The sequence below is a fragment of the Rhodococcus sp. ARP2 genome (genome assembly GCF_001029585.1).
Taxonomy (GTDB): domain Bacteria; phylum Actinomycetota; class Actinomycetes; order Mycobacteriales; family Mycobacteriaceae; genus Rhodococcus_F; species Rhodococcus_F erythropolis.
Window position 1 is genome coordinate 1 of sequence record NZ_LEKE01000011.1, and the last position, 19,655, is coordinate 19,655.

Consider the following 19,655-nt stretch of genomic DNA (forward strand, 5'->3'; position numbering starts at 1 on the left):
ACCTCTGGTGTGCCAGTTGTTCCGCCAGGAGCACCGCTGGTTAGCTACGTTCGGAAGGGATAACCGCTGAAAGCATCTAAGCGGGAAGCCTGTTCCAAGATGAGGTTTCTCACCCCCTCGAGGGGGTAAGGCCCCCGGCAGACCACCGGGTTGATAGGCCAGAACTGGAAGTGCAGTAATGCATGCAGGTGACTGGTACTAATAGGCCGAGGACTTACCACAAAGAAGCTACGCGTCCACTGTGCGGTATCTGAAACAACACACAGATACTGATGAGAAACTCTGTTTTCTCCGTCATCCATCCACCCGGTAACGGGTTCGGGTTGGTGCACGGTGAAACCAGGTGATCAGAAGTTGGTTACTGTGACAGTTTCATAGAGTTACGGCGGTCATAGCGAAGGGGAAACGCCCGGTCCCATTCCGAACCCGGAAGCTAAGCCCTTCAGCGCCGATGGTACTGCACTCGACAGGGTGTGGGAGAGTAGGACACCGCCGAACACCCGTTAACCGAAAGGGGACCCAACATATTGGGTCCCCTTTCGTGCGTTGTATGAGAGGAATGACTGTGTCGGAGAATGGCGACGAGCGTCGGTCCTTCCGTGGGGGAGGAGCGCCTCGATCAGGTGGCCCCCGTCGTGACAACGACGGGCGTGGATCACGCGGCGCTGCAGGCGGAGACCGCCGCGGTGGTGCCGGAGACAACAACCGTGGCGGTGCTGGAAACAGTAACCGTGGCGGCGGATTCAACGGCGGACAGCGTCGCGGCGGCGAGGGTGGGTTCACCCCTCGTGGACGCGACGGCGACCGCAACCGTCAGCAAGCACGACCTGACGAACCGGATTTGCCCGACAACGTAGAGCCCACCGAGTTGGACCCGGCCGTGCGTCGGGATCTGCTCAGCCTCGACAAGGACAACGCCAACACAGTTGCGCGTCACCTCGTCATGGCAGGCAAGCTTGTCGACGAAGACCCGGAACTTGCACTGCTCCACGCGCGCGCTGCTCGTCAGCGCGCCGGCCGAATTGCGGTCGTTCGTGAAGCTGCTGGAATCACCGCGTACCACGCCGGTGAATGGGCTGAAGCTCTCTCCGAGCTTCGCGCTGCCCGACGAATGGCTGGTGGACCGGGTCTGATCGCTGTCATGGCCGACTGCGAACGCGGTTTGGGTCGACCCGAACGCGCCATCGAGCTCGGCCGTAGCGACGAGGCTGCCCTGCTTTCCGGCGACGAGGCTTCGGAGTTGAGGATCGTGGTCGCCGGCGCCCGCATGGATCTCGGTCAGTTCGATCAGGCAGTTGTCACACTGCAGACCAAGGATCTTGACGCAGCGCGTACCGGTGAAGCGGCGGCTCGGCTTTTCTATGCGTACGCTGATGCCCTCGTTGCAGCAGGTCGTGTCGAAGACGGATTGAAGTGGTTCCTCAATGCTGCAGCTGCAGACCTCGAGGGTGACACGGATGCTGAAGAACGGGTGGCCGAGTTGACCGGAGAAGATCAGTGACCGTGCTTCGTACTCAGTACGACGTACTTTTGCTCGATCTCGACGGCACGCTGTACGCCGGAGCTCATGCGATTCCCGGCACCCAGGCTGCGTTGGGTCAGGGTACGCAGGCTCTGTACTACGTGACCAACAATGCGAGTCGCTCGCCTTCGGCAGTGTCCGCGCATCTGACCGAACTCGGTTTCGATTCCGAAGACGATCGCGTGGTCACCAGTTCTCAAACGGCGGTGCGCCTGTTGGCTGAGCGTCTCGAACCCGGTGCCGCCGTACTTGTCGTCGGTACCGACGCATTGGCCGACGAGGTGACACGCGTCGGGTTGTTTCCGGTGCGCGAATTCGCGGATTCCCCGGTTGCAGTCGTCCAAGGACATTCGACGGAGACCAACTGGTCGATCCTCGCCGAGGCATGCTTGGCGATCAGGGCCGGGGCGCTGTGGGTGGCTGCGAACCTGGACACCACACTGCCGTCGGAACGGGGTTTGGTGCTCGGCAACGGCTCGATGGTGGCGGCTCTGCGCGCCGCCACGAGGCAGGAACCCTTGGTGGCAGGCAAGCCTGCTGCACCGCTGATGGAGGATGCGCTTGCACGCAGTGGGTGCTCGCGTCCACTGGTCGTCGGTGATCGCTTGGACACTGATATCGAAGGCGCACATGCTGTTTCGATCGACTCACTGTTGGTACTGACCGGTGTGAGCACGCCGGGCGACGTACTGCGGGCGCCGATTGAGCAGCGCCCCACCTACATTGCAGCAACTCTGGATTCGCTCAATCAGCCGGCCGTCGAATCGCTGGTCGGTGCGGACTCCAAGTGGTCTGTCTCCGTGAACGGGTCGGCGCTGGTTGTCGACGGCCCGGTTGTCGGGCACGAGATGTCGCTTCTACGTGCGGTTGCGCCTGTCGCATGGGCTAATCCGTCGTTCCAGACCCTGGAAGCGTCGGATGCCGGCGTGGCGGATCTGTTTGCTTCCTGGCTCGTCTGATTTCTCGCAAATGTGTTCGACTCGCGGGGGTGCGGGTGTATGCGCAACCGAGAGTCATGCACTAACGTTGTGCCCGATGAGCACGCCGACACCGCACCCCGGAAACTCGAGCAACGGATCACCGCTGCCCGGGTCACGCCCTACCGTCGATCCGGAACGAATACGTTCCGACGTCGACGGTTTGCTGGCACGCCTCGGCGGCATCGAACACGATCCGAACGATCATCACGGAGCAGGTGTGATTCCGCAGAAGGCACATATTTTGGAACAGGCACACGAGGTGCTCGTCCAGGCACTCGCCTCTGTGGACAGGGCTTGACGTGGCACGTAGAGCACGGGTGGACGCCGAATTGGTCCGTCGCGGTCTGGCACGATCGAGAGATCATGCGCAGGAACTGATCTCCGCGGGCCGAGTTCTCATTTCCGGAGCCGTTGCGACCAAGCCCGCGACGGCGATCGAAGCCGGAACGCCGCTTCGGGTCGTCGAGGTGGAGCAGGAAGTCTCGTGGGCGTCGCGCGGTGCTCACAAACTGATCGGTGCCCTTGACGCCTTCGGTACCGAAGGATTGACGGTCGAAGGTCGCCGGTGCCTCGACGCCGGCGCTTCCACCGGCGGGTTCACGGACGTTCTGCTGACACGCGGTGCGAAGGAAGTTGTCGCCGTCGACGTCGGTTACGGCCAATTGGTGTGGCGCCTGCAGTCCGACGACCGAGTGCATGTCATCGACCGAACCAATGTTCGCGCTATCGATGCCGAGACGATCGGCGGAACTGTCGATCTCGTTGTCGCGGACCTGTCGTTCATCTCTCTCAAACTGGTACTCGGGGCGTTTGTCGCCTGTACCGCTGACGGCGCGGACCTGGTTCCGATGGTCAAGCCTCAGTTCGAGGTGGGCAAGGACCGCGTCGGTGCCGGTGGCGTCGTACGAGATCCGGAATTGCGAATCTCCGCTGTGCTCGACGTGTCGGAGGCTGCTGCAAAGGTAGGTCTGCGGACGTTAGGTGTCGTGGCCAGCCCATTGCCCGGTCCGTCGGGAAATGTCGAGTATTTCCTGTGGCTTCGAAAGACGGGTACATCCGGCGATGAAGAGACGGATACCGACGCCGAGACGAACACCGAGGGAATTCCTGCGGTGGAGGACATGATTCGCAAGGCTGTAGAGGAAGGGCCCCAGTGAACGCGGTCACGAACGGCGAGTCGCGCGAGATCCTTCTTGTCGCACACCCTGGTCGACGTGACATCACGGAAACTGCCAAGCGGGTCGGGAAGATCTTCGAGCGCGCGGGAATTGGACTGCGAGTCCTCGTCGACGAAGCAGACAGCTCGCGCATCGAAGCAATGACGGAACCAGAGGGTTTCTCTGCGCCGGGTCTCGACGTCACGGTTGTTCATCCCGGCCCTGATGCTGCCGTTGGATGCGAGTTGGTACTTGTTCTCGGTGGCGACGGCACGTTTCTGCGCGCCGCCGAACTCGCTCAAGAAGCGTCCATTCCTGTACTGGGCATCAACCTCGGACGGATCGGATTTCTGGCAGAGACCGAGGCCGAGCATCTCGACGAGGCTCTCGCACAGGTAGTTCGCAAGGAATATCGCGTCGAGTCCCGTATGACACTCGACGTCGTGATTCGGGTGGACGACGAGATCATCGACCGCGGGTGGGCGCTCAACGAGGCCAGTATCGAGAACCGTTCGCGTCTGGGAGTTCTCGAAGTTGTCCTCGAAGTCGATGGCAGACCGGTGTCCGCGTTCGGTTGCGACGGTGTTCTCGTGTCAACTCCCACAGGCTCGACCGCTTATGCATTTTCCGCAGGCGGCCCCGTCGTGTGGCCCGAACTCGAAGCATTGCTCGTCGTACCCAGCAACGCGCATGCGCTGTTCGCGCGGCCGTTGGTCACCAGCCCGAATTCGATCATCGCGGTGGAGACCGTCGCAGGCAGCCACGACGGCCTGGTCTTCTGCGACGGCCGTCGTACCTTGGAACTGCCTGCCGGCGCTCGCGTCGAGATCGTTCGCGGCGCCACTCCCGTCAAGTGGGTCCGGTTGGACTCTGCGCCTTTCGCTGATCGGATGGTTCGCAAGTTCGAGCTTCCGGTTACCGGATGGCGAGGAAGGAAGCCTTAATCGTGCTCGCAGAGATCCGTATCGACAGTCTTGGTGTGATCTCCGAGGCCAGCGCCCAGTTTCACGAGGGCCTGACCGTCCTGACCGGTGAAACCGGCGCAGGTAAAACGATGGTCGTCACCAGCTTGCACCTCCTCAGCGGAGCGCGAGCGGATGCCGGTCGAGTGCGGTTGGGCGCGTCGCGAGCCGTTGTCGAAGGACGATTCATCGCCGACGACGTCTCACCGGCCACCGAGCGTGAGATCGTCCGAATCCTGGAATCGTCCGGCGCCGAGCGCGACGAGGACGGGACCATCATCGCCGTCCGGACAGTCGGCAGCGATGGGCGGTCACGGGCTCATCTCGGCGGACGAAGCGTGCCGGCGGGAGTTCTCTCCGAATTCACGGACCCACTTCTGACTGTCCACGGACAGAACGATCAGCTGCGATTGCTTCGTCCCGACCAGCAACGCAACGCGCTGGACCGCTTCGGGGACAAGGCAATCGGAACGCTACTGACGAGGTACCGCAAACACCGTCGTGAATGGCTCGATGCTCGTTCGGAGTTGATCGAGCGCACGTCGAAGGCTCGTGAACTGGCACAAGAAGCAGATCAGTTGACCTTCGCGCTCAACGAAATCGACGGCGTGGCACCCGAGCCCGGCGAGGACACGGCGATCGTTGCCGAAGTTCGTCGACTCAGTGAACTCGATTCGCTCCGCTCCGCTGCCGAAGAGGCGCACGCTGCGCTCGCCGGTAGTGACGACATGGCAAGCGGCGACGTCGGTGTCATGCCGGCGCTAGACCTGATGTCCGAAGCGAGGGCGCGCATCGAGTCGGTCACCGACGCCGATCTGGACGGCCTCGGTTCCCGGTTGGCCGACGCTATTGCCGTCGTCACCGACGTTGCCGGTGACCTGAACACCTACCTGTCCGGGCTGCCCGCAGACCCGGGTGCTCTGGACTCTTTGTTGTCGCGGCAATCGGAACTGAAGACTCTGACTCGCAAGTACGCCGCCGATGTCGACGGTGTTCTCGAATGGGCAGATACTGCTCGCGCTCGTCTATCCAAACTCGACGTGTCCTCGGATGCGTTGTCACTGTTGGCCAAGCAGGTCGAGGAGACGGCTGGCCTGACCGCGGAAGCCGCTACCAAGCTGAGCGCCGCGCGAGTAAAGGCGGCGGCAAAGCTCGCCAAAGCCGTCAGCGCGGAACTCGCCGGTCTGGCGATGGGACGTGCGGGCCTCGAGGTGACTGTGCGTTCGCAGCCTGCCGGCCCGCAGGACTCGGCGCCGCTCAGTGTCGGGGGAGTAGACCTGCATGCCGGGTCTGCCGGCGTCGACGAGGTGGAATTTCGCCTGTCCGCGCACAGTGGAGCGCCGTCACTTCCGATCAGTAAGAGCGCTTCCGGTGGTGAGCTGTCACGCGTCATGCTGGCGCTCGAGGTTGTTCTCGCTGGTAGCGACACCGGTGCGACGATGGTTTTCGACGAGGTGGACGCGGGGGTCGGTGGCCGCGCTGCTGTCGAGATCGGCCGCCGATTGGCGAAACTTGCTCGCACGCATCAGGTTATCGTTGTCACCCACCTTCCGCAGGTTGCTGCGTTTGCCGACACCCACCTCGTGGTGGACAAGGTCGACGACAAAGGCGGAGTGGTGAGCAGTGGCGTGCGGACCTTGTCGGATTCGGATCGGGTGGTCGAATTGGCCCGTATGTTGGCAGGGCTGGACGACACCGAAACCGGTCGTGCGCACGCCGAAGAACTGCTCGAGATCGCGAATGCGGCCCGCGTCACAGATTGAAGGTTCTGTGGTGTTGGTGTGACTGATGTGGTAGTTGTCGGCGCGCCTCCACCGGTCAACGCGGTTTCAGGTTCATCATCGAAGCCATGAAGATGCCCGGATTGCTCTCACGTAACACCGAATCCTTGCCTGGGATCAGTGGCATCGCCAGGGCCGATCGGAACACGGCGAAGCTTCTGCGCCGTGTCGGTCCTGGAGACATCGTGATCCTCGACGAAATCGACATCGATCGCCGGACCGCCGATGCTCTGGTGAAAGCCGGAGTCATGGCCGTGGTCAACGCGTCGCCGTCGATTTCGGGGCGGTACCCCAACCTCGGACCGGAAGTGATCGTCGCCAACGACATCGTTCTGATCGATGCCGTCGACGGTGATGTCTTCAAGAACATCAAGGACGGAAGCAAGATCCGCCTGCACGAGGGCGAGATCTTCAACGGCGAGAAGAGCCTCGTCAAGGGCGAAGAGCAGACCGAGGCCGAAATCTCCGACCGGATGATCGAGGCCAAGACCGGCCTGGTCGATCACTTGGAAGCGTTCTCGGGTAACACCATCGAGTTCATCCGCACCGAAAGCCCGTTGCTCATCGACGGAATCGGTGTTCCGGACATCGATATCGACTTGAAGGACCGCCATGTCGTGGTCGTCTCCGACGGCCCCGAACGCGAGACCGATCTGAAGAACCTCAAGCCCTTCATCAAGGAGTATTCGCCGATCTTGATCGGTGTCGGCGCAGGTGCGGACGTGTTGAGCAAGGCCGGATACCGCCCCGATCTGATCGTGGGCGACCCGGAGGAAATCACCAGTTCCACGCTCAAGTCCGGCGCGGAAGTTGTTCTGCCTGCAGACCAGGACGGTCATGCGGCGGGGCTTTCCCGAATCCAGGATCTCGGTATCGGGGCGATGACGTTCCCGGCGACCTGCTCACCGACCGACCTTGCCCTGCTGCTTGCCGATCACCACGGAGCTTCACTGATCGTGACGGTCGGCAACGTGGTGTCCTTGGACGAGTTCTTCGACCGTGGGCGTCGTGAAAGCAATCCGTCGGCGTTCATGACACGGCTCAAGGTTGGACCGAAACTGGTCGATGCCAAGGCCGTCGCAACTCTGTATCGAAGTCGAGTGTCCGGCGGCGCGATCGCGCTCCTGGTGCTCGCCGCCCTGGTGGCAGTGATCGTCGCCCTGGTCGTGTCCAATGCCGGTAGTGAAGTTCTCGACTGGGCAATCGCAACGTGGAACAGCTTCGCGCTGTGGGTTCAGGGGCTCTTCAAGTGATTTCGATGCGTCAACATGCAATTTCCATAGCGGCAATCTTTCTGGCACTCGCGATCGGCGTGGTGCTCGGTTCCGGAATGCTGTCGAGTGGATTGCTGTCCGGTCTGCGTGACGACAAGGCGGACCTGCAGAACGAGATCGAAGACCTCAATCAACAGTCCAATCAGCTTCAGCAGCAACTCAATTCCGCGGACGGCTTCGATGCCGCTGTCGGCGGTCGCGTCGTGCGTGACAGTCTCGCTGGTCGCACCGTCGTCGTCATCACGGCACCGGACGCGGATCCCAGTGATCTCGACGGTGTCAACCGACTCGTCACTGCCGCCGGCGGCGCCGTGACCGGACGCGTCTCGCTCACCGATTCGTTTGTCGACGCCACCGGCGGTGACCGTTTGCGGACCGTCGTCACCAATGTCATCCCTGCGGGGATCACCCTCAAGACCGGTGCGGTCGATCAGGGCAGTCTCGCAGGTGATCTGCTCGGTTCGGTTCTGCTTCTCAACGGGCAGAACAGCGAACCGCAGAGCACTCCGGACGAGATGAATCTCGCGCTCGACTCGCTGCGTAGCGCCGGTTTCATCAGCTACGACGACGGAGCGGTCAAGCCGGCTCAGCTCGCCGTGGTTCTCACCGGCGACAACAAGAGTGAATCCGACGCAGCCACGGGTAACCGCGGCGCCGTCATCGCCCGGTTTGCCGGTGCTCTCGACGGACGCGGCGCAGGAACGATTCTCGCGGGCCGGCCTGGCTCGGCCGAGGGCAGTGGTCCGGTTGCCGTCGCGCGTGCGGACGCGGCGCTCTCAGCGGGCTTGACGACCATCGACAACATCGACCGGGAATCGGGCAAGATCACGACGCCGTTGGCACTTCAGGAACAGTTGAACGGCGGCGCCGGCCGCTACGGCACGGGACCGGGAGCGGCGGCGGTTACCGTCGGCGCACCCACCAACTGAACACCCCGGTATTGATACGCCGGTCACATCGGGGGCGGAAAGTCGGCGCGTTGTAGGCACCGACCCCCGATAGGTGTTACCGTGAAATCCCGTGGGTCGGCAGGCCCCAGCATGCTTCATCAGACCAAGCCCTGCACAGTCGTCACGGGAGCCCCTTTGCCACAGTCACGCACTAACACGCGTACCGCCACCAAGCACATCTTCGTCAGCGGAGGTGTAGCTTCCTCGCTCGGCAAAGGTTTGACCGCCTCGAGCCTGGGACAGTTGTTGACCGCGCGGGGAATGCGCGTGACCATGCAGAAGCTCGATCCCTATCTCAATGTGGATCCGGGCACCATGAACCCCTTCCAGCACGGCGAGGTCTTCGTCACCGAAGACGGTGCCGAGACCGACCTCGACGTCGGGCACTACGAGCGGTTCCTAGACCGTGACCTGTCCGGTCAGGCGAACGTCACCACCGGCCAGGTGTACTCGACGGTCATCGCCAAGGAACGTCGTGGCGAGTACCTCGGTGACACCGTTCAGGTCATCCCGCACATCACCGATGAGATCAAGCGTCGCATCCTCGAGATGAGCGGCCCGGATCTGCAGGGACACCGCCCGGATGTCGTGATCACCGAAATCGGTGGAACCGTCGGCGACATCGAATCGCAGCCCTTCCTGGAAGCCGCTCGCCAGGTCCGCCACGACGTCGGCCGCGACAACGTCTTCTTCCTGCACGTCTCCCTCGTGCCGTACCTCGGCCCCTCCGGAGAACTCAAGACCAAGCCCACGCAGCACTCGGTTGCGTCGTTGCGCAGCATCGGCATTCAGCCCGACGCGCTGATCCTTCGTTGCGATCGTGACGTTCCGCAGGGCCTCAAGAACAAGATCGCGCTGATGTGCGACGTGGACGTCGACGCCTGCATTTCGACGCCCGACGCTCCCTCGATCTACGACATCCCGAAGGTTCTGCACCGTGAGGGCCTCGACGCCTACGTCGTTCGCCAGCTCGGTCTCCCGTTCCGCGACGTCGACTGGACCGTGTGGGGCAACCTCCTCGATCGTGTTCACCAGCCGCGTGAGACCGTGCGCGTCGCGTTGGTCGGCAAGTACGTCGACCTGCCCGACGCATACCTCTCCGTCACCGAGGCACTGCGCGCCGGTGGATTTGCCAACCGGTCGAAGGTCGAGATCTCCTGGGTTCCGTCGGATGCCTGTGAGACGGAAGCCGGAGCGCAGGCCGCTCTCGGTGACGTCGACGGTGTTCTGATCCCGGGCGGCTTCGGCATTCGCGGCATCGAGGGCAAGCTCGGCGCGATCCGTTTCGCACGTTCGCGCAAGCTGCCGCTGCTGGGTCTGTGCCTGGGTCTGCAGTGCGTCGTCATCGAAGCTGCTCGCAGCGTCGGCCTCGACGATGCCAACTCGGCCGAGTTCGAGCCGGACACCAAGCACCCGGTCATCTCCACGATGGCTGATCAGGAAGACGTCATCGCCGGTGACGCCGACCTCGGTGGCACCATGCGTCTGGGTGCATACCCGGCCGTGCTGACCAAGGGTTCCGTCGTCGCTCAGGCCTACGGAACCGAGGACGTCTCCGAGCGTCACCGTCACCGCTACGAGGTCAACAACACCTACCGCGACCGGATTGCCAAGTCCGGCTTGCAGTTCAGCGGAACCTCGCCGGACGGTCACCTGGTCGAGTTCGTCGAGTACCCGCGTGAGCAGCATCCGTTCTTCGTTGCCACCCAGGCACACCCGGAGCTCAAGAGCCGCCCGACGCGCCCGCACCCGCTGTTCGCCGCCTTCGTCGAAGCAGCGTTGACGTACAAGCTCGAAGAGCGCCTGCCCGTCGACGTCCACGGTGACGAGAAGATCGACACCGCTGCCACCGAGACAGCGCTCGACGCTGCAGTCGAGAACGTGGAAAAGGTCTAGCCACAGATGAGCGATCCCGGTCGGCACGAATTCGACACCCTCGGCTCCAAGACGGTCTACACCGGCGCGATCATCGCGTTGCGCGTCGACACCGTTGCGATGCCTGGTGGTCAGCGTGCCGATCGGGAAGTCGTCGAACACCACGGCGCCGTTGCCGTCGTGGCACTGGACGAGCACGACAACCTGGTGCTGATTCACCAGTACCGTCACCCGCTCGGGCACCGGTTGTGGGAAATCCCTGCCGGTCTGCTCGACGCTGCGGGGGAGAGCCCGGTCGAGGCGGCAGCGCGTGAGCTGGGCGAAGAAACCGGACTCGGTGCCGACCGATGGTCGGTGCTGGTCGATGTAGCTCTCTCACCCGGGTTCACGGACGAGGCGGTTCGCGTCTTCCTCGCCGAGGGTCTGCACGAGGTGGAGCGCGACGATCCCGAACACGAAGAAGCCGATCTCGAGATTTCGCGAGTTCCGCTCGCCGACGCCGTCGACATGGCGCTGCGCGGCGACATCGTCAATGCCACCGCGGTATCGGGCATTCTCGCGATCGCTACCGCACGCTCGACGGGAAAGCCGCTACGCCCGGCCGACGCACCGTGGCCCGACCGTCCTCGCGCATTCGGAGAACGCAAGTCGCGAGCCTGAAGTGCTTGCCCGACAGGTGGACTCGTATCTCGACCATCTAGCGGTCGAGCGAGGATCTGCGCGCAACACTCTGCTTTCGTATCGCCGCGACCTGAATCGGTATGCGGAGTACCTGAACGGGCGTGGCATCGACGACGTCGCGGGCGTGACGGAGAACGACGTCACCGAATTCGTGACACATCTGCGCCTGGGTGACAAAGATGCCGGCGTCGTACCGTTGGCGGCCAGTTCGGCAGCGAGGACCCTGATCGCGGTCCGCGGATTCCACAAGTTCTCCGCCGCCGAGGGCCTGGTCGGTGTCGATGTGGCTCGAACGGTCAAGCCGCCGACGCCCGGACGCAAGTTGCCCAAAGCTCTGCCGCTCGACGACGTGATCGCCCTACTCGACGCTTCGGGTGGCGGTGCGGCCGGTGACGGGCCCCGCGACCTGAGGGATCGCGCTCTGCTCGAGCTTCTGTACTCGACCGGAGCACGCATCACCGAGGCGATCGATCTGGACGTCGACGACATCGACACCGAAACCCGTTCCGTGCTGCTCAAGGGCAAGGGCGGCAAGCAGCGGATCGTCCCCGTAGGCAGGCCGGCGATCGCCGCCGTAGACGCGTATCTCGTCCGCGGGCGCCCCAGCCTCGCGACGCGTGGTGTTCCTGCCCTCTTTCTCAACGCTCGCGGGGGACGCCTCTCGCGTCAGAGTGCATGGCAGATTCTTCAGGACGCGGCCGCGTCGGCCGGGATCAAGGCGGACGTCTCACCCCATACGCTCAGGCACTCGTTTGCCACCCACCTGCTCGACGGCGGCGCGGACGTACGTGTCGTGCAGGAACTTCTCGGTCACGCTTCGGTAACCACGACGCAGATCTACACACTGGTCACCGTCACAGCGCTGCGCGAAGTGTGGGCTCAGGCACACCCACGCGCCCGTTAGGCGTTGGTTGGCTCATGCGTGTCTGCGAGACCATTCGGTGATGTAAGCGGTAGCGTTCAAGGAGCGCGAGCGGCCTCCACCGCAGTTTCGGGGGTTTGCCGGCGCCGAGAGCAACCGCCGAAAGAGTAGGGGAGCATCGGACCGTGTCGACATCGCAGCCACCAGCGGCGGAGTCCGCGCCGCCGCATGTCAATGCCCAACTCTTCGAGCGCGTGAACGAATCAGCACCAGCTGTACCCTCCGAACCAGAGGCGATGTTCGAAATAGATACGACGCCAGTAGCCTCTCCACCTGCGGAAACCCCTGCTGTTTCCACGGAAGAACTCGGTCCGACGGGCCGGCCGGTCCGCGAGGTACCCCAACCGACACCGTTGGCGCATCACGGACCCGCGATGATCATCGCGATGTGCAACCAGAAGGGCGGCGTCGGCAAGACGACGTCGACCATCAACCTGGGCGCGTCGTTGGCCGAATACGGTCGCCGAGTGCTCTTGGTGGATCTCGATCCCCAAGGAGCGTTGTCTGCTGGTCTGGGCGTTCAGCATCACGACCTGGAACTGACCGTCCACAATCTCCTGGTCGAACCGCGTGTGTCCATCGACGACGTGTTGATGCGCACTCGGGTGGACGGTCTGGACCTGCTCCCCAGCAACATCGACCTTTCGGCTGCCGAGATTCAATTGGTCACCGAGGTCGGGCGTGAGCAGACTTTGGGGCGCGTGCTGCACCCGGTTCTCGATCGGTACGACTACGTGCTCATCGACTGCCAGCCGTCGCTTGGCCTGCTCACGGTGAATGCGCTGGCGTGCGCCGATTCGGTCATCATTCCGATGGAATGCGAGTACTTCAGCCTCCGCGGCCTGGCACTTCTCAACGACACCGTCGAAAAGGTGCACGACCGTCTCAATCCGAAGCTCGAGTTGGCCGGCATCGTCGTCACGATGTTCGACGCCCGGACCCTGCACGCTCGTGAGGTGATGGCGCGAGTGGTCGAGGTGTTCGGCGACGTCGTCTACGACACGGTGATCAACCGCACCGTTCGATTCCCCGAAACCAGCGTTGCCGGTGAGCCGATCACGACGTGGGCGCCGAAATCGGCTGGCGCCGAGGCATATCGAGCCTTGGCCCGCGAGGTCATTCACCGGTCTGGTCGTTAGTGGAACTGATTGCATCGCAAGAAGATCCGGTCGAAGTCGAGCCGGATTCGATCGATCCGAACGTGCCGACCGACGCTCAGACCGCAGCCAAGGCTGCCGGTTTTCGAGTCACTCTCCGGAACTTCGAAGGCCCGTTCGATCTGCTGTTGAACCTGATCAATCAACGGCAGCTCGACGTCACCGAAGTCGCCCTTCACACCGTCACGGACGATTTCATCGCGTACACCAAGGAACTCGGCAGTGCGATGGGCCTTGATCAGACGACGGAATTCCTGGTTGTCGCAGCTACGCTTCTGGATCTGAAAGCGGCCAGGTTGTTGCCCGCCGGGCAGGTCGAGGACGCGGAGGATCTGGCGCTTCTCGAAGCACGCGATCTTCTCTTCGCACGCCTGCTGCAGTACCGGGCGTACAAACAAGTCGCGGCACTGTTCGGTGAGTTGGAGGAAGCAGCGCTGCGGCGCTATCCGCGCTCGGTTGCCGTCGAGGATCAGTTCACCGAACTCCTGCCCGAGGTGTTGTTGGGCGTCGACCCTCAGCGTTTTGCGGAGATCGCGGCGACGGTGTTCACACCGCGTCCGGTGCCGACAGTGGGCCTCGATCACCTCCATGTGTCCAATATCTCGATACCCGAACAGGCCGAGCGAATTCTCGAGTTGCTGCGCGAGCGAGGCATCGGGGAGTGGACACCATTCGGGGACCTCGTTGCCGAGTGCGAAATCACTGTCGAGATAGTGGCAAGGTTTCTCGCATTGCTCGAGCTGTATCGCCGGCAGGTCATCGTGTTCGAGCAACCCGAGGCCCTCGGACCGCTGATGGTGAGTTGGACCGGAGACGACCCGGCCGCGCCGGTCACAGAGGAGGACTACGGATGAATGCCGAACCGACGGAATCAGAGTCTTCGCAGCTAGACGAGATTATCGAGCCTACCGACGACGCCCCGGAGTCCGAAGAGTCTGCACCCGATTTCGACCTCGACGACGATCAACTCGACGCAGTGCTGGAGTCGCTTCTGCTAGTCGTGGATTCGCCGGCGGAAGTGAACCAACTCGCATCTGTCACCGGAACCGCACCGGAGCGCGTCGAAGAACGCCTGACGTCGATGTCGGCCGCATTGACCGCTCGCGGCAGCGGAATGGACCTTCGCTACGCGGGCGACGGATGGCGTCTGTACACGCGACAAGAGTTTGCCCCGTACGTGGAAAAGCTGCTATTGGACGGCGCACGCACCAAATTGACCAGGGCGGCATTGGAAACTTTGGCCGTAGTCGCATACCGTCAACCGTTGACTCGTGCGCGGATCAGTGCGGTACGAGGCGTCAACGTGGACGGGGTGGTACGCACCCTCCTTGCCCGCGGACTGATCGCGGAAGCCGGGCCTGACCCGGACACCAACGCGACACGGTACTCCACGACCGAACTGTTCCTCGAACGGCTCGGGCTGGCCTCGCTCAGCGAGCTCCCGGAGTTGGCCCCGCTCTTGCCTGATGTCGATCTCATCGACGACATCAGCGAAAGCCTGGAATCCGATCCGCGATTTGCGAGAATGAACAAGGCAGACGTGCCCACTGAGGTAGTGGACACCGAAGTCGACGACTGACCGGAATCCGGCCGTCGTCAGCACCGAGAAAGACCCGACCACGCTCGGGAAACAGTAGAAAACTGACAGGAAAAAAGTGAACAATCCCGCTCGCCGAGATGGCACACCGGACCGTAACAACTCCCGCGACAACCGCGGCGCACGCAGCGATGTCCCCCGTGGTGGTCGCAGCGACGCCCCCCGCGGTGGTCGCAGCGACGCCCCCCGCGGCGCACGTAGCGAAGCGCCCCGTGGTGGACGCAGCAACACTTCCCGCAGTACCTCCGGATACGACCGCAACGCCGGATCCGACCGTCCCCGCACGGACGACCGTCGCGGTGGATTCAATGATGACCGTCGCCCGCCGCGCAGCGACGACCGTCGCCCCGCACGTACGGACGACCGTCGTGGTGGCTACAACGACGATCGTCGCGGACCGCGCACTGACGACCGCCGCGGACCCCGCAGCGACGACCGCCGTACCCCCCACGTAGACGCCCGTCGGGCACCGCGCGGTGGCGCCGACCGTCGTAGTGACGATCAGCGCGGCGCACGCCCCGACGCTCCTCGCGGCGGCGCATGGTCGAACGCACCTCGTGGATCCAAGTTCGACGGACCTCCGCGCAAGCGCCCGGCAGCTCCCACACCGCCGGCGACCAACAAGCGTGGCAAGCCGAAGACCGAGAAGCCGCAGCGCGTCGTCTCTCAGAACCCGTTGGTCTCAAACGCCAAGCCGGCACGTCATCAGCATGCCGAGATCACCAAGCACGACGGCCCGCCGAAGGGCGACGGCGTCCGCTTGCAGAAGGTGCTGGCTCAGGCCGGCGTCGCATCACGCCGTGCAGCTGAAGAACTGATCGACCAGGGTCGCGTCGAGGTCGACGGCCGCATCGTGGTCGAGCAGGGTCTGCGTGTCGACCCCGAGAACGCAGTGGTTCGTGTCGACGGCGTCCGCGTCGTCGTGCAGAAGGACCTCGTCTACCTCGCGATGAACAAGCCGCGTGGCTGGCAGTGCACCATGTCCGACGATCTCGGTCGTCCGTGCGTCGGTGACATCGTCTCCGAGCGCGTTCAGTCGGGTCAGCGGCTCTTCCATGTCGGCCGTCTCGACGCCGACACCGAAGGCTTGCTCCTCTTCACCAACGACGGCGATTTGGCTCACCGCCTGATGCACCCGTCGTTCGAGGTTCCGAAGACGTACCTCGCCACGGTTCACGGCGTTGTCGAGCGCAGCACCGGCAAGCAGCTGCGTGACGGTGTCACTCTCGATGACGGTCCGGCCAAGGTGGACGCGTTCACCGTGCTCGAGATCAACGAGGGCAAGACGCTCGTCAAGCTCGTACTGCACGAGGGCCGTAAGCACATCGTGCGTCGCCTCCTCGATGCCGTCGGTCACCCCGTTGTCCGTCTGGTTCGCACCAACGTCGGAGTTGTCGCTCTCGGCGATCAGCGTCCGGGAACGCAGCGCGTCCTCGGACGTAGCGAGGTCGGTGGACTGTACGAGGCGGTCGGCCTGTGACCGATTCGTCCATGCCGCTGGTAGTCGCTATGGACGGACCGTCCGGAACCGGCAAGTCCAGCGTCTCTCGCGCGTTGGCGCAGCGTTTGGGTGCTCGCTACCTCGACACCGGAGCCATTTACCGGATCGCGACCCTGCACGTGCTGCGTCAGGGAATCGATCTGGCTGATTCCGCCGCGATCACCGCCGCAGTTGCGGCATTGCCGTGGTCCATCGGTACCGATCCAAGCAGTGAGCAGGTGCAACTCGACGGCGCGGATGTCAGCGAGGAGATCCGCGGCGACGCGGTCACCAAAGCTGTCTCTGCGGTGTCGGCCGTACCCGAAGTTCGCGACCTGCTGGTCGCCACTCAGCGTGAGTTGGCGGCCGGTGCGGAGCGGATCGTCGTGGAAGGTCGCGACATCGGAACCGTCGTACTCCCCGATGCAGACGTCAAGATCTTCTTGACCGCATCGGCGGAAACCCGTGCGGCACGGCGCAATACGCAGAACGTCGGCCAAGGCCGTGAAGACAATTACGAAGCGGTGTTGGCTGATGTGCAGCGCCGTGACCATCTAGATTCGACTCGGGCAGTGTCGCCGTTGCGCCCTGCCGAGGATTCCATTCTGGTGGATACGAGCGAATTGGGAATTGAAGATGTGATCGCCAAGTTGCTGTTGGTGGTCAGCGACAGAACTGGAGCAGTGCAGTGAGCGACGATCTGGTAACCGAATATGCCGGTGACGGAACTTGGTCCGAGGAATCGGAGTGGGATTACGCCGATCTCGAAGCGGACGGCGAAGGCGAAGCGCACATTGCCGTCCCGACCTTGGCTGTTGTCGGTCGACCGAACGTCGGCAAGTCGACGCTCGTCAACCGCATCATCGGCCGTCGTGAAGCGGTAGTCGAGGACATCCCCGGCGTTACCCGTGACCGCGTCTCGTACGAGGCGAACTGGGCCGGACGGCGCTTCCTCGTCCAGGACACCGGCGGATGGGAACCCGACGCAAAGGGTCTTCAGCAGGCCGTTGCCCGCCAGGCCGAATTGGCCATGGGAACGGCTGACGCCATTCTCCTGGTCGTCGACGCCGTTGTCGGCGCTACGACGACGGACGAAGCTGTCGCTCGAGTGCTTCGCCGCTCGAAGACTCCGGTCATCCTCGTTGCCAACAAGGTGGACGACGGACGCACCGAGTCCGAGGTTGCAGCGCTGTGGTCCTTGGGCCTCGGTCAGCCGTACTCAGTGAGTGCGACGCACGGACGCGGTACCGGCGACCTGCTCGACGAGGTTCTGGAGAAGCTGCCGGAAACCCCTCGCGAAGGTATCCCCGGCGGCGGTCCGCGTCGTGTTGCACTGGTCGGAAAGCCGAACGTCGGAAAGTCCAGCTTGCTCAACAAGCTGTCCGGTGACGAGCGGTCCGTCGTGCACAATGTTGCCGGCACCACCGTCGACCCGGTCGACTCGATCGTCGAACTCGGTGGTCGCCCTTGGCGTTTCGTCGACACGGCTGGTCTGCGCAAGCGCGTCAGCCATGCCAGCGGCGCGGAGTTCTATGCGTCGCTGCGTACGAAGAGCGCGATCGAGGCCGCTGAGGTCGCGATCCTGCTGATCGACGCACACGAGCCGATCACCGAGCAGGACCTGCGTGTTCTGAGCATGGTGGCCGACACGGGTCGTGCATTGGTGATCGCATTCAACAAGTGGGACCTCGTGGACGAGGACCGTCGACTCATGCTGGACAAGGAAGTGGACCGCGATCTGGTCCGCGTTCCGTGGGCTCAGCGAGTCAACATCTCCGCCCACACCGGTCGCGCCGTGGCGAAGCTCGTGCCTGCGCTCGACACGGCTCTCGAATCCTGGGACAAGCGAATCCCCACAGGTCGCCTGAACACCTGGCTCAAGGAAGTTGTGGCGGCAACACCGCCGCCGATGCGTGGGGGCCGCCTGCCTCGCATCATGTTCGCGACGCAGGCAAGCACGCGCCCGCCGACATTCGTTCTCTTCACCACGGGCTTCCTCGAGGCCGGCTACCGCCGCTTCATCGAGCGGCGTCTGCGTGAAGAGTTCAACTTCGACGGCAGCCCGATCCGCGTATCCGTCCGAGTGCGCGAGAAGCGCGACCGTAAGGGCCGCTGATTCTGCGTCCTAATCGGTACCGAAAAGGCTCTGACCAGCCGATTGGTACTTCGGCCCGTCCCTGATGTAATCTTTCCAAGCGCCCGAAACAAGGGCGTGGGACGGGCTGTGGCGCAGCTTGGTAGCGCACTTGACTGGGGGTCAAGTGGTCGCAGGTTCAAATCCTGTCAGCCCGACCGAAGTTAGATCAAAAAGGCAGTTTCTCAGAAATGAGAAACTGCCTTTTTTGTATGTGCCTCACAGGTTCGGCAACGGATCTCGTGGGAAGTCCTGCGGTGACGTGATCTCCGCGTCGGCAGCGTTCACGACTGCAACATATTCTTCGTCGATCTCTTACGTTATGCCCGCGGCAGTGAAGTGCGGCGTGGACGCGGTGTCGACCGTGCCGAGAACGGTCATTCTCGGAAACTGGGTGAGGATCGACCTCGGCACTTTTCTGGAACGAGAGCTCGTCGAGAAGACGGTGATCGCCTTTCGGCTGACCACGACAAACACACTCGGTTTCGCGCTCATCAGAACGTCTGCTGGAAATACGTACCGGATCTCGTTCTCTGGATCCAGGTAAGACCGAAGGCGCTCGCGAACATCCGCAGAAACCGGCATGCGCGGAAGGCTAGCTCAGTTTCGCTGACTGAGGCGAATATTGTGGACGGCAACGGTTGCTCCGAAGAGCGCGATCAGAATGGCGGTAAAGATTGCTGCTAACCACCACGGCGCCGAACCTGCTGTATTCAGCCAGATTGTCAGTGCACCGAATATTGTAGTCGGAATGCCGACAGCACGAGACAGGTCGACGTTCCTCGGATTGACCGGCGGTGTTCTCCACCAATGAAGGCGATGTCCTCGATTCTCACGCAGCGTTCGCAGGATGGACCAGACAGTAAGCGGCAGACCAATCGCGAGGATGACCATCCCGCCAATGATCGCCAAAGTGGACCCGTCCCGGAAGTACGTCACGGCAGCGCCCACAACACCTGCAAAACCGATGGCCGTGAATACTTTCCACGCCGGGGTTATGGACTGGCCATGCGGTTGTGTTGCCATGCAAGCACCCTTCCATAAAACATGTTCGAAAACTTCACGCCTGTTGCGGCCGTCGATTGTGCATCAGGGTGACAGTCAAACTCGGCAGGCCGTTACTTATTCCGAGTACAGCGACTGCGATACCCGCACTCAAAATAGGTGCTGTCTCCCAATAGTT

General features: G+C 63.0%; 19 protein-coding genes, 1 tRNA gene and 2 rRNA genes. 20 read left to right on the forward strand and 2 right to left on the reverse strand.

The genetic code is table 11. The features are described from left to right. The 20 genes from ABX74_RS02165 to ABX74_RS02270 all read left to right on the forward strand — a co-directional run. Window positions 1-222: ribosomal RNA gene (locus ABX74_RS02165) — 23S ribosomal RNA — on the forward strand; the annotation flags it as partial. 159 nt (window positions 223-381) lie between these two features. Next, a 5S ribosomal RNA gene (rrf, locus tag ABX74_RS02170) occupies window positions 382-498 on the forward strand. Window positions 499-559: 61 nt separating this feature from the next. Then, window positions 560-1,501, forward strand: a complete 942-nt coding sequence (locus ABX74_RS29800) for a hypothetical protein (RefSeq protein ID WP_073513327.1) — start codon at window positions 560-562, stop codon at window positions 1,499-1,501. Then, on the forward strand, window positions 1,498-2,481 hold the full coding sequence (locus tag ABX74_RS02185) for an HAD-IIA family hydrolase (protein WP_047888120.1): 984 nt from the start codon (window positions 1,498-1,500) through the stop codon (window positions 2,479-2,481). The genes ABX74_RS29800 and ABX74_RS02185 overlap by 4 nt, the downstream gene beginning before the upstream one ends. 76 nt (window positions 2,482-2,557) lie before the next feature. Next, window positions 2,558-2,800 carry a hypothetical protein gene (locus tag ABX74_RS02190; protein WP_019748595.1) on the forward strand — a complete coding sequence of 81 codons (243 nt, stop codon included), beginning with the start codon at window positions 2,558-2,560 and terminating at the stop codon, window positions 2,798-2,800. A 1-nt stretch (window position 2,801) separates the two neighbouring features. Further along, window positions 2,802-3,659 carry a TlyA family RNA methyltransferase gene (locus tag ABX74_RS02195; RefSeq protein ID WP_047888121.1) on the forward strand — a complete coding sequence of 286 codons (858 nt, stop codon included), beginning with the start codon at window positions 2,802-2,804 and terminating at the stop codon, window positions 3,657-3,659. After that, window positions 3,656-4,603, forward strand: a complete 948-nt coding sequence (locus tag ABX74_RS02200; protein ID WP_019748593.1) for an NAD kinase — start codon at window positions 3,656-3,658, stop codon at window positions 4,601-4,603. Before ABX74_RS02195 ends, ABX74_RS02200 begins: the two co-directional genes overlap by 4 nt. A 2-nt stretch (window positions 4,604-4,605) precedes the next feature. Then, complete coding sequence (recN, locus tag ABX74_RS02205) at window positions 4,606-6,384, forward strand: DNA repair protein RecN (RefSeq protein WP_003946143.1); 1,779 nt, start codon at window positions 4,606-4,608, stop codon at window positions 6,382-6,384. An 86-nt stretch (window positions 6,385-6,470) separates the two neighbouring features. Next, a complete protein-coding gene (gene steA, locus ABX74_RS02210; protein ID WP_020907868.1) occupies window positions 6,471-7,655 on the forward strand; it encodes a putative cytokinetic ring protein SteA in 1,185 nt (394 codons plus the stop codon). Further along, window positions 7,652-8,605 (forward strand): copper transporter, encoded by a 954-nt coding sequence (locus ABX74_RS02215; protein WP_019748590.1) that lies wholly within the window; start codon window positions 7,652-7,654, stop codon window positions 8,603-8,605. The genes steA and ABX74_RS02215 overlap by 4 nt, the downstream gene beginning before the upstream one ends. Before the next feature lie 156 nt (window positions 8,606-8,761). Next, entirely contained in the window at window positions 8,762-10,522 is a 1,761-nt protein-coding gene (locus ABX74_RS02220) for a CTP synthase (RefSeq protein ID WP_003946139.1), read from the forward strand. 6 nt (window positions 10,523-10,528) lie between these two features. Then, complete coding sequence (locus tag ABX74_RS02225; protein ID WP_020907867.1) at window positions 10,529-11,161, forward strand: NUDIX domain-containing protein; 633 nt, start codon at window positions 10,529-10,531, stop codon at window positions 11,159-11,161. A gap of 1 nt (window position 11,162) precedes the next feature. Further along, window positions 11,163-12,086: a site-specific tyrosine recombinase XerD gene (xerD, locus tag ABX74_RS02230; RefSeq protein WP_019748588.1), complete on the forward strand. Its 924-nt coding sequence runs from the start codon at window positions 11,163-11,165 to the stop codon at window positions 12,084-12,086. A gap of 143 nt (window positions 12,087-12,229) precedes the next feature. Further along, complete coding sequence (locus tag ABX74_RS02235) at window positions 12,230-13,243, forward strand: ParA family protein (RefSeq protein ID WP_020969711.1); 1,014 nt, start codon at window positions 12,230-12,232, stop codon at window positions 13,241-13,243. Then, window positions 13,243-14,115, forward strand: a complete 873-nt coding sequence (locus ABX74_RS02240) for a segregation and condensation protein A (RefSeq protein ID WP_019748586.1) — start codon at window positions 13,243-13,245, stop codon at window positions 14,113-14,115. Before ABX74_RS02235 ends, ABX74_RS02240 begins: the two co-directional genes overlap by 1 nt. Then, window positions 14,112-14,840 carry an SMC-Scp complex subunit ScpB gene (gene scpB, locus ABX74_RS02245; protein WP_047888122.1) on the forward strand — a complete coding sequence of 243 codons (729 nt, stop codon included), beginning with the start codon at window positions 14,112-14,114 and terminating at the stop codon, window positions 14,838-14,840. Before ABX74_RS02240 ends, scpB begins: the two co-directional genes overlap by 4 nt. 76 nt (window positions 14,841-14,916) lie before the next feature. Further along, window positions 14,917-16,338, forward strand: a complete 1,422-nt coding sequence (locus ABX74_RS29805; protein WP_082148443.1) for a pseudouridine synthase — start codon at window positions 14,917-14,919, stop codon at window positions 16,336-16,338. Between the two features lie 11 nt (window positions 16,339-16,349). Then, window positions 16,350-17,030 carry a (d)CMP kinase gene (gene cmk / locus ABX74_RS02260; RefSeq protein ID WP_179154643.1) on the forward strand — a complete coding sequence of 227 codons (681 nt, stop codon included), beginning with the start codon at window positions 16,350-16,352 and terminating at the stop codon, window positions 17,028-17,030. Next, window positions 17,027-18,454, forward strand: a complete 1,428-nt coding sequence (gene der / locus ABX74_RS02265; protein ID WP_019748583.1) for a ribosome biogenesis GTPase Der — start codon at window positions 17,027-17,029, stop codon at window positions 18,452-18,454. The genes cmk and der overlap by 4 nt, the downstream gene beginning before the upstream one ends. 102 nt (window positions 18,455-18,556) lie before the next feature. Further along, window positions 18,557-18,630, forward strand: a tRNA-Pro gene (locus ABX74_RS02270). Window positions 18,631-18,787: 157 nt separating this feature from the next. Here ABX74_RS02270 and ABX74_RS29810 read toward each other — a convergent pair. Together ABX74_RS29810 and ABX74_RS02280 are read right to left on the reverse strand one after the other, a co-directional pair. After that, window positions 18,788-19,057 (reverse strand): hypothetical protein, encoded by a 270-nt coding sequence (locus tag ABX74_RS29810; RefSeq protein ID WP_223257804.1) that lies wholly within the window; start codon window positions 19,055-19,057, stop codon window positions 18,788-18,790. A 15-nt stretch (window positions 19,058-19,072) separates the two neighbouring features. After that, the gene (locus ABX74_RS02280) at window positions 19,073-19,498 is read right to left on the reverse strand and encodes a hypothetical protein (protein WP_047888125.1); all 426 of its coding nucleotides are present in this window, start codon (window positions 19,496-19,498) and stop codon (window positions 19,073-19,075) included. Window positions 19,499-19,655: the final 157 nt, after the last annotated feature.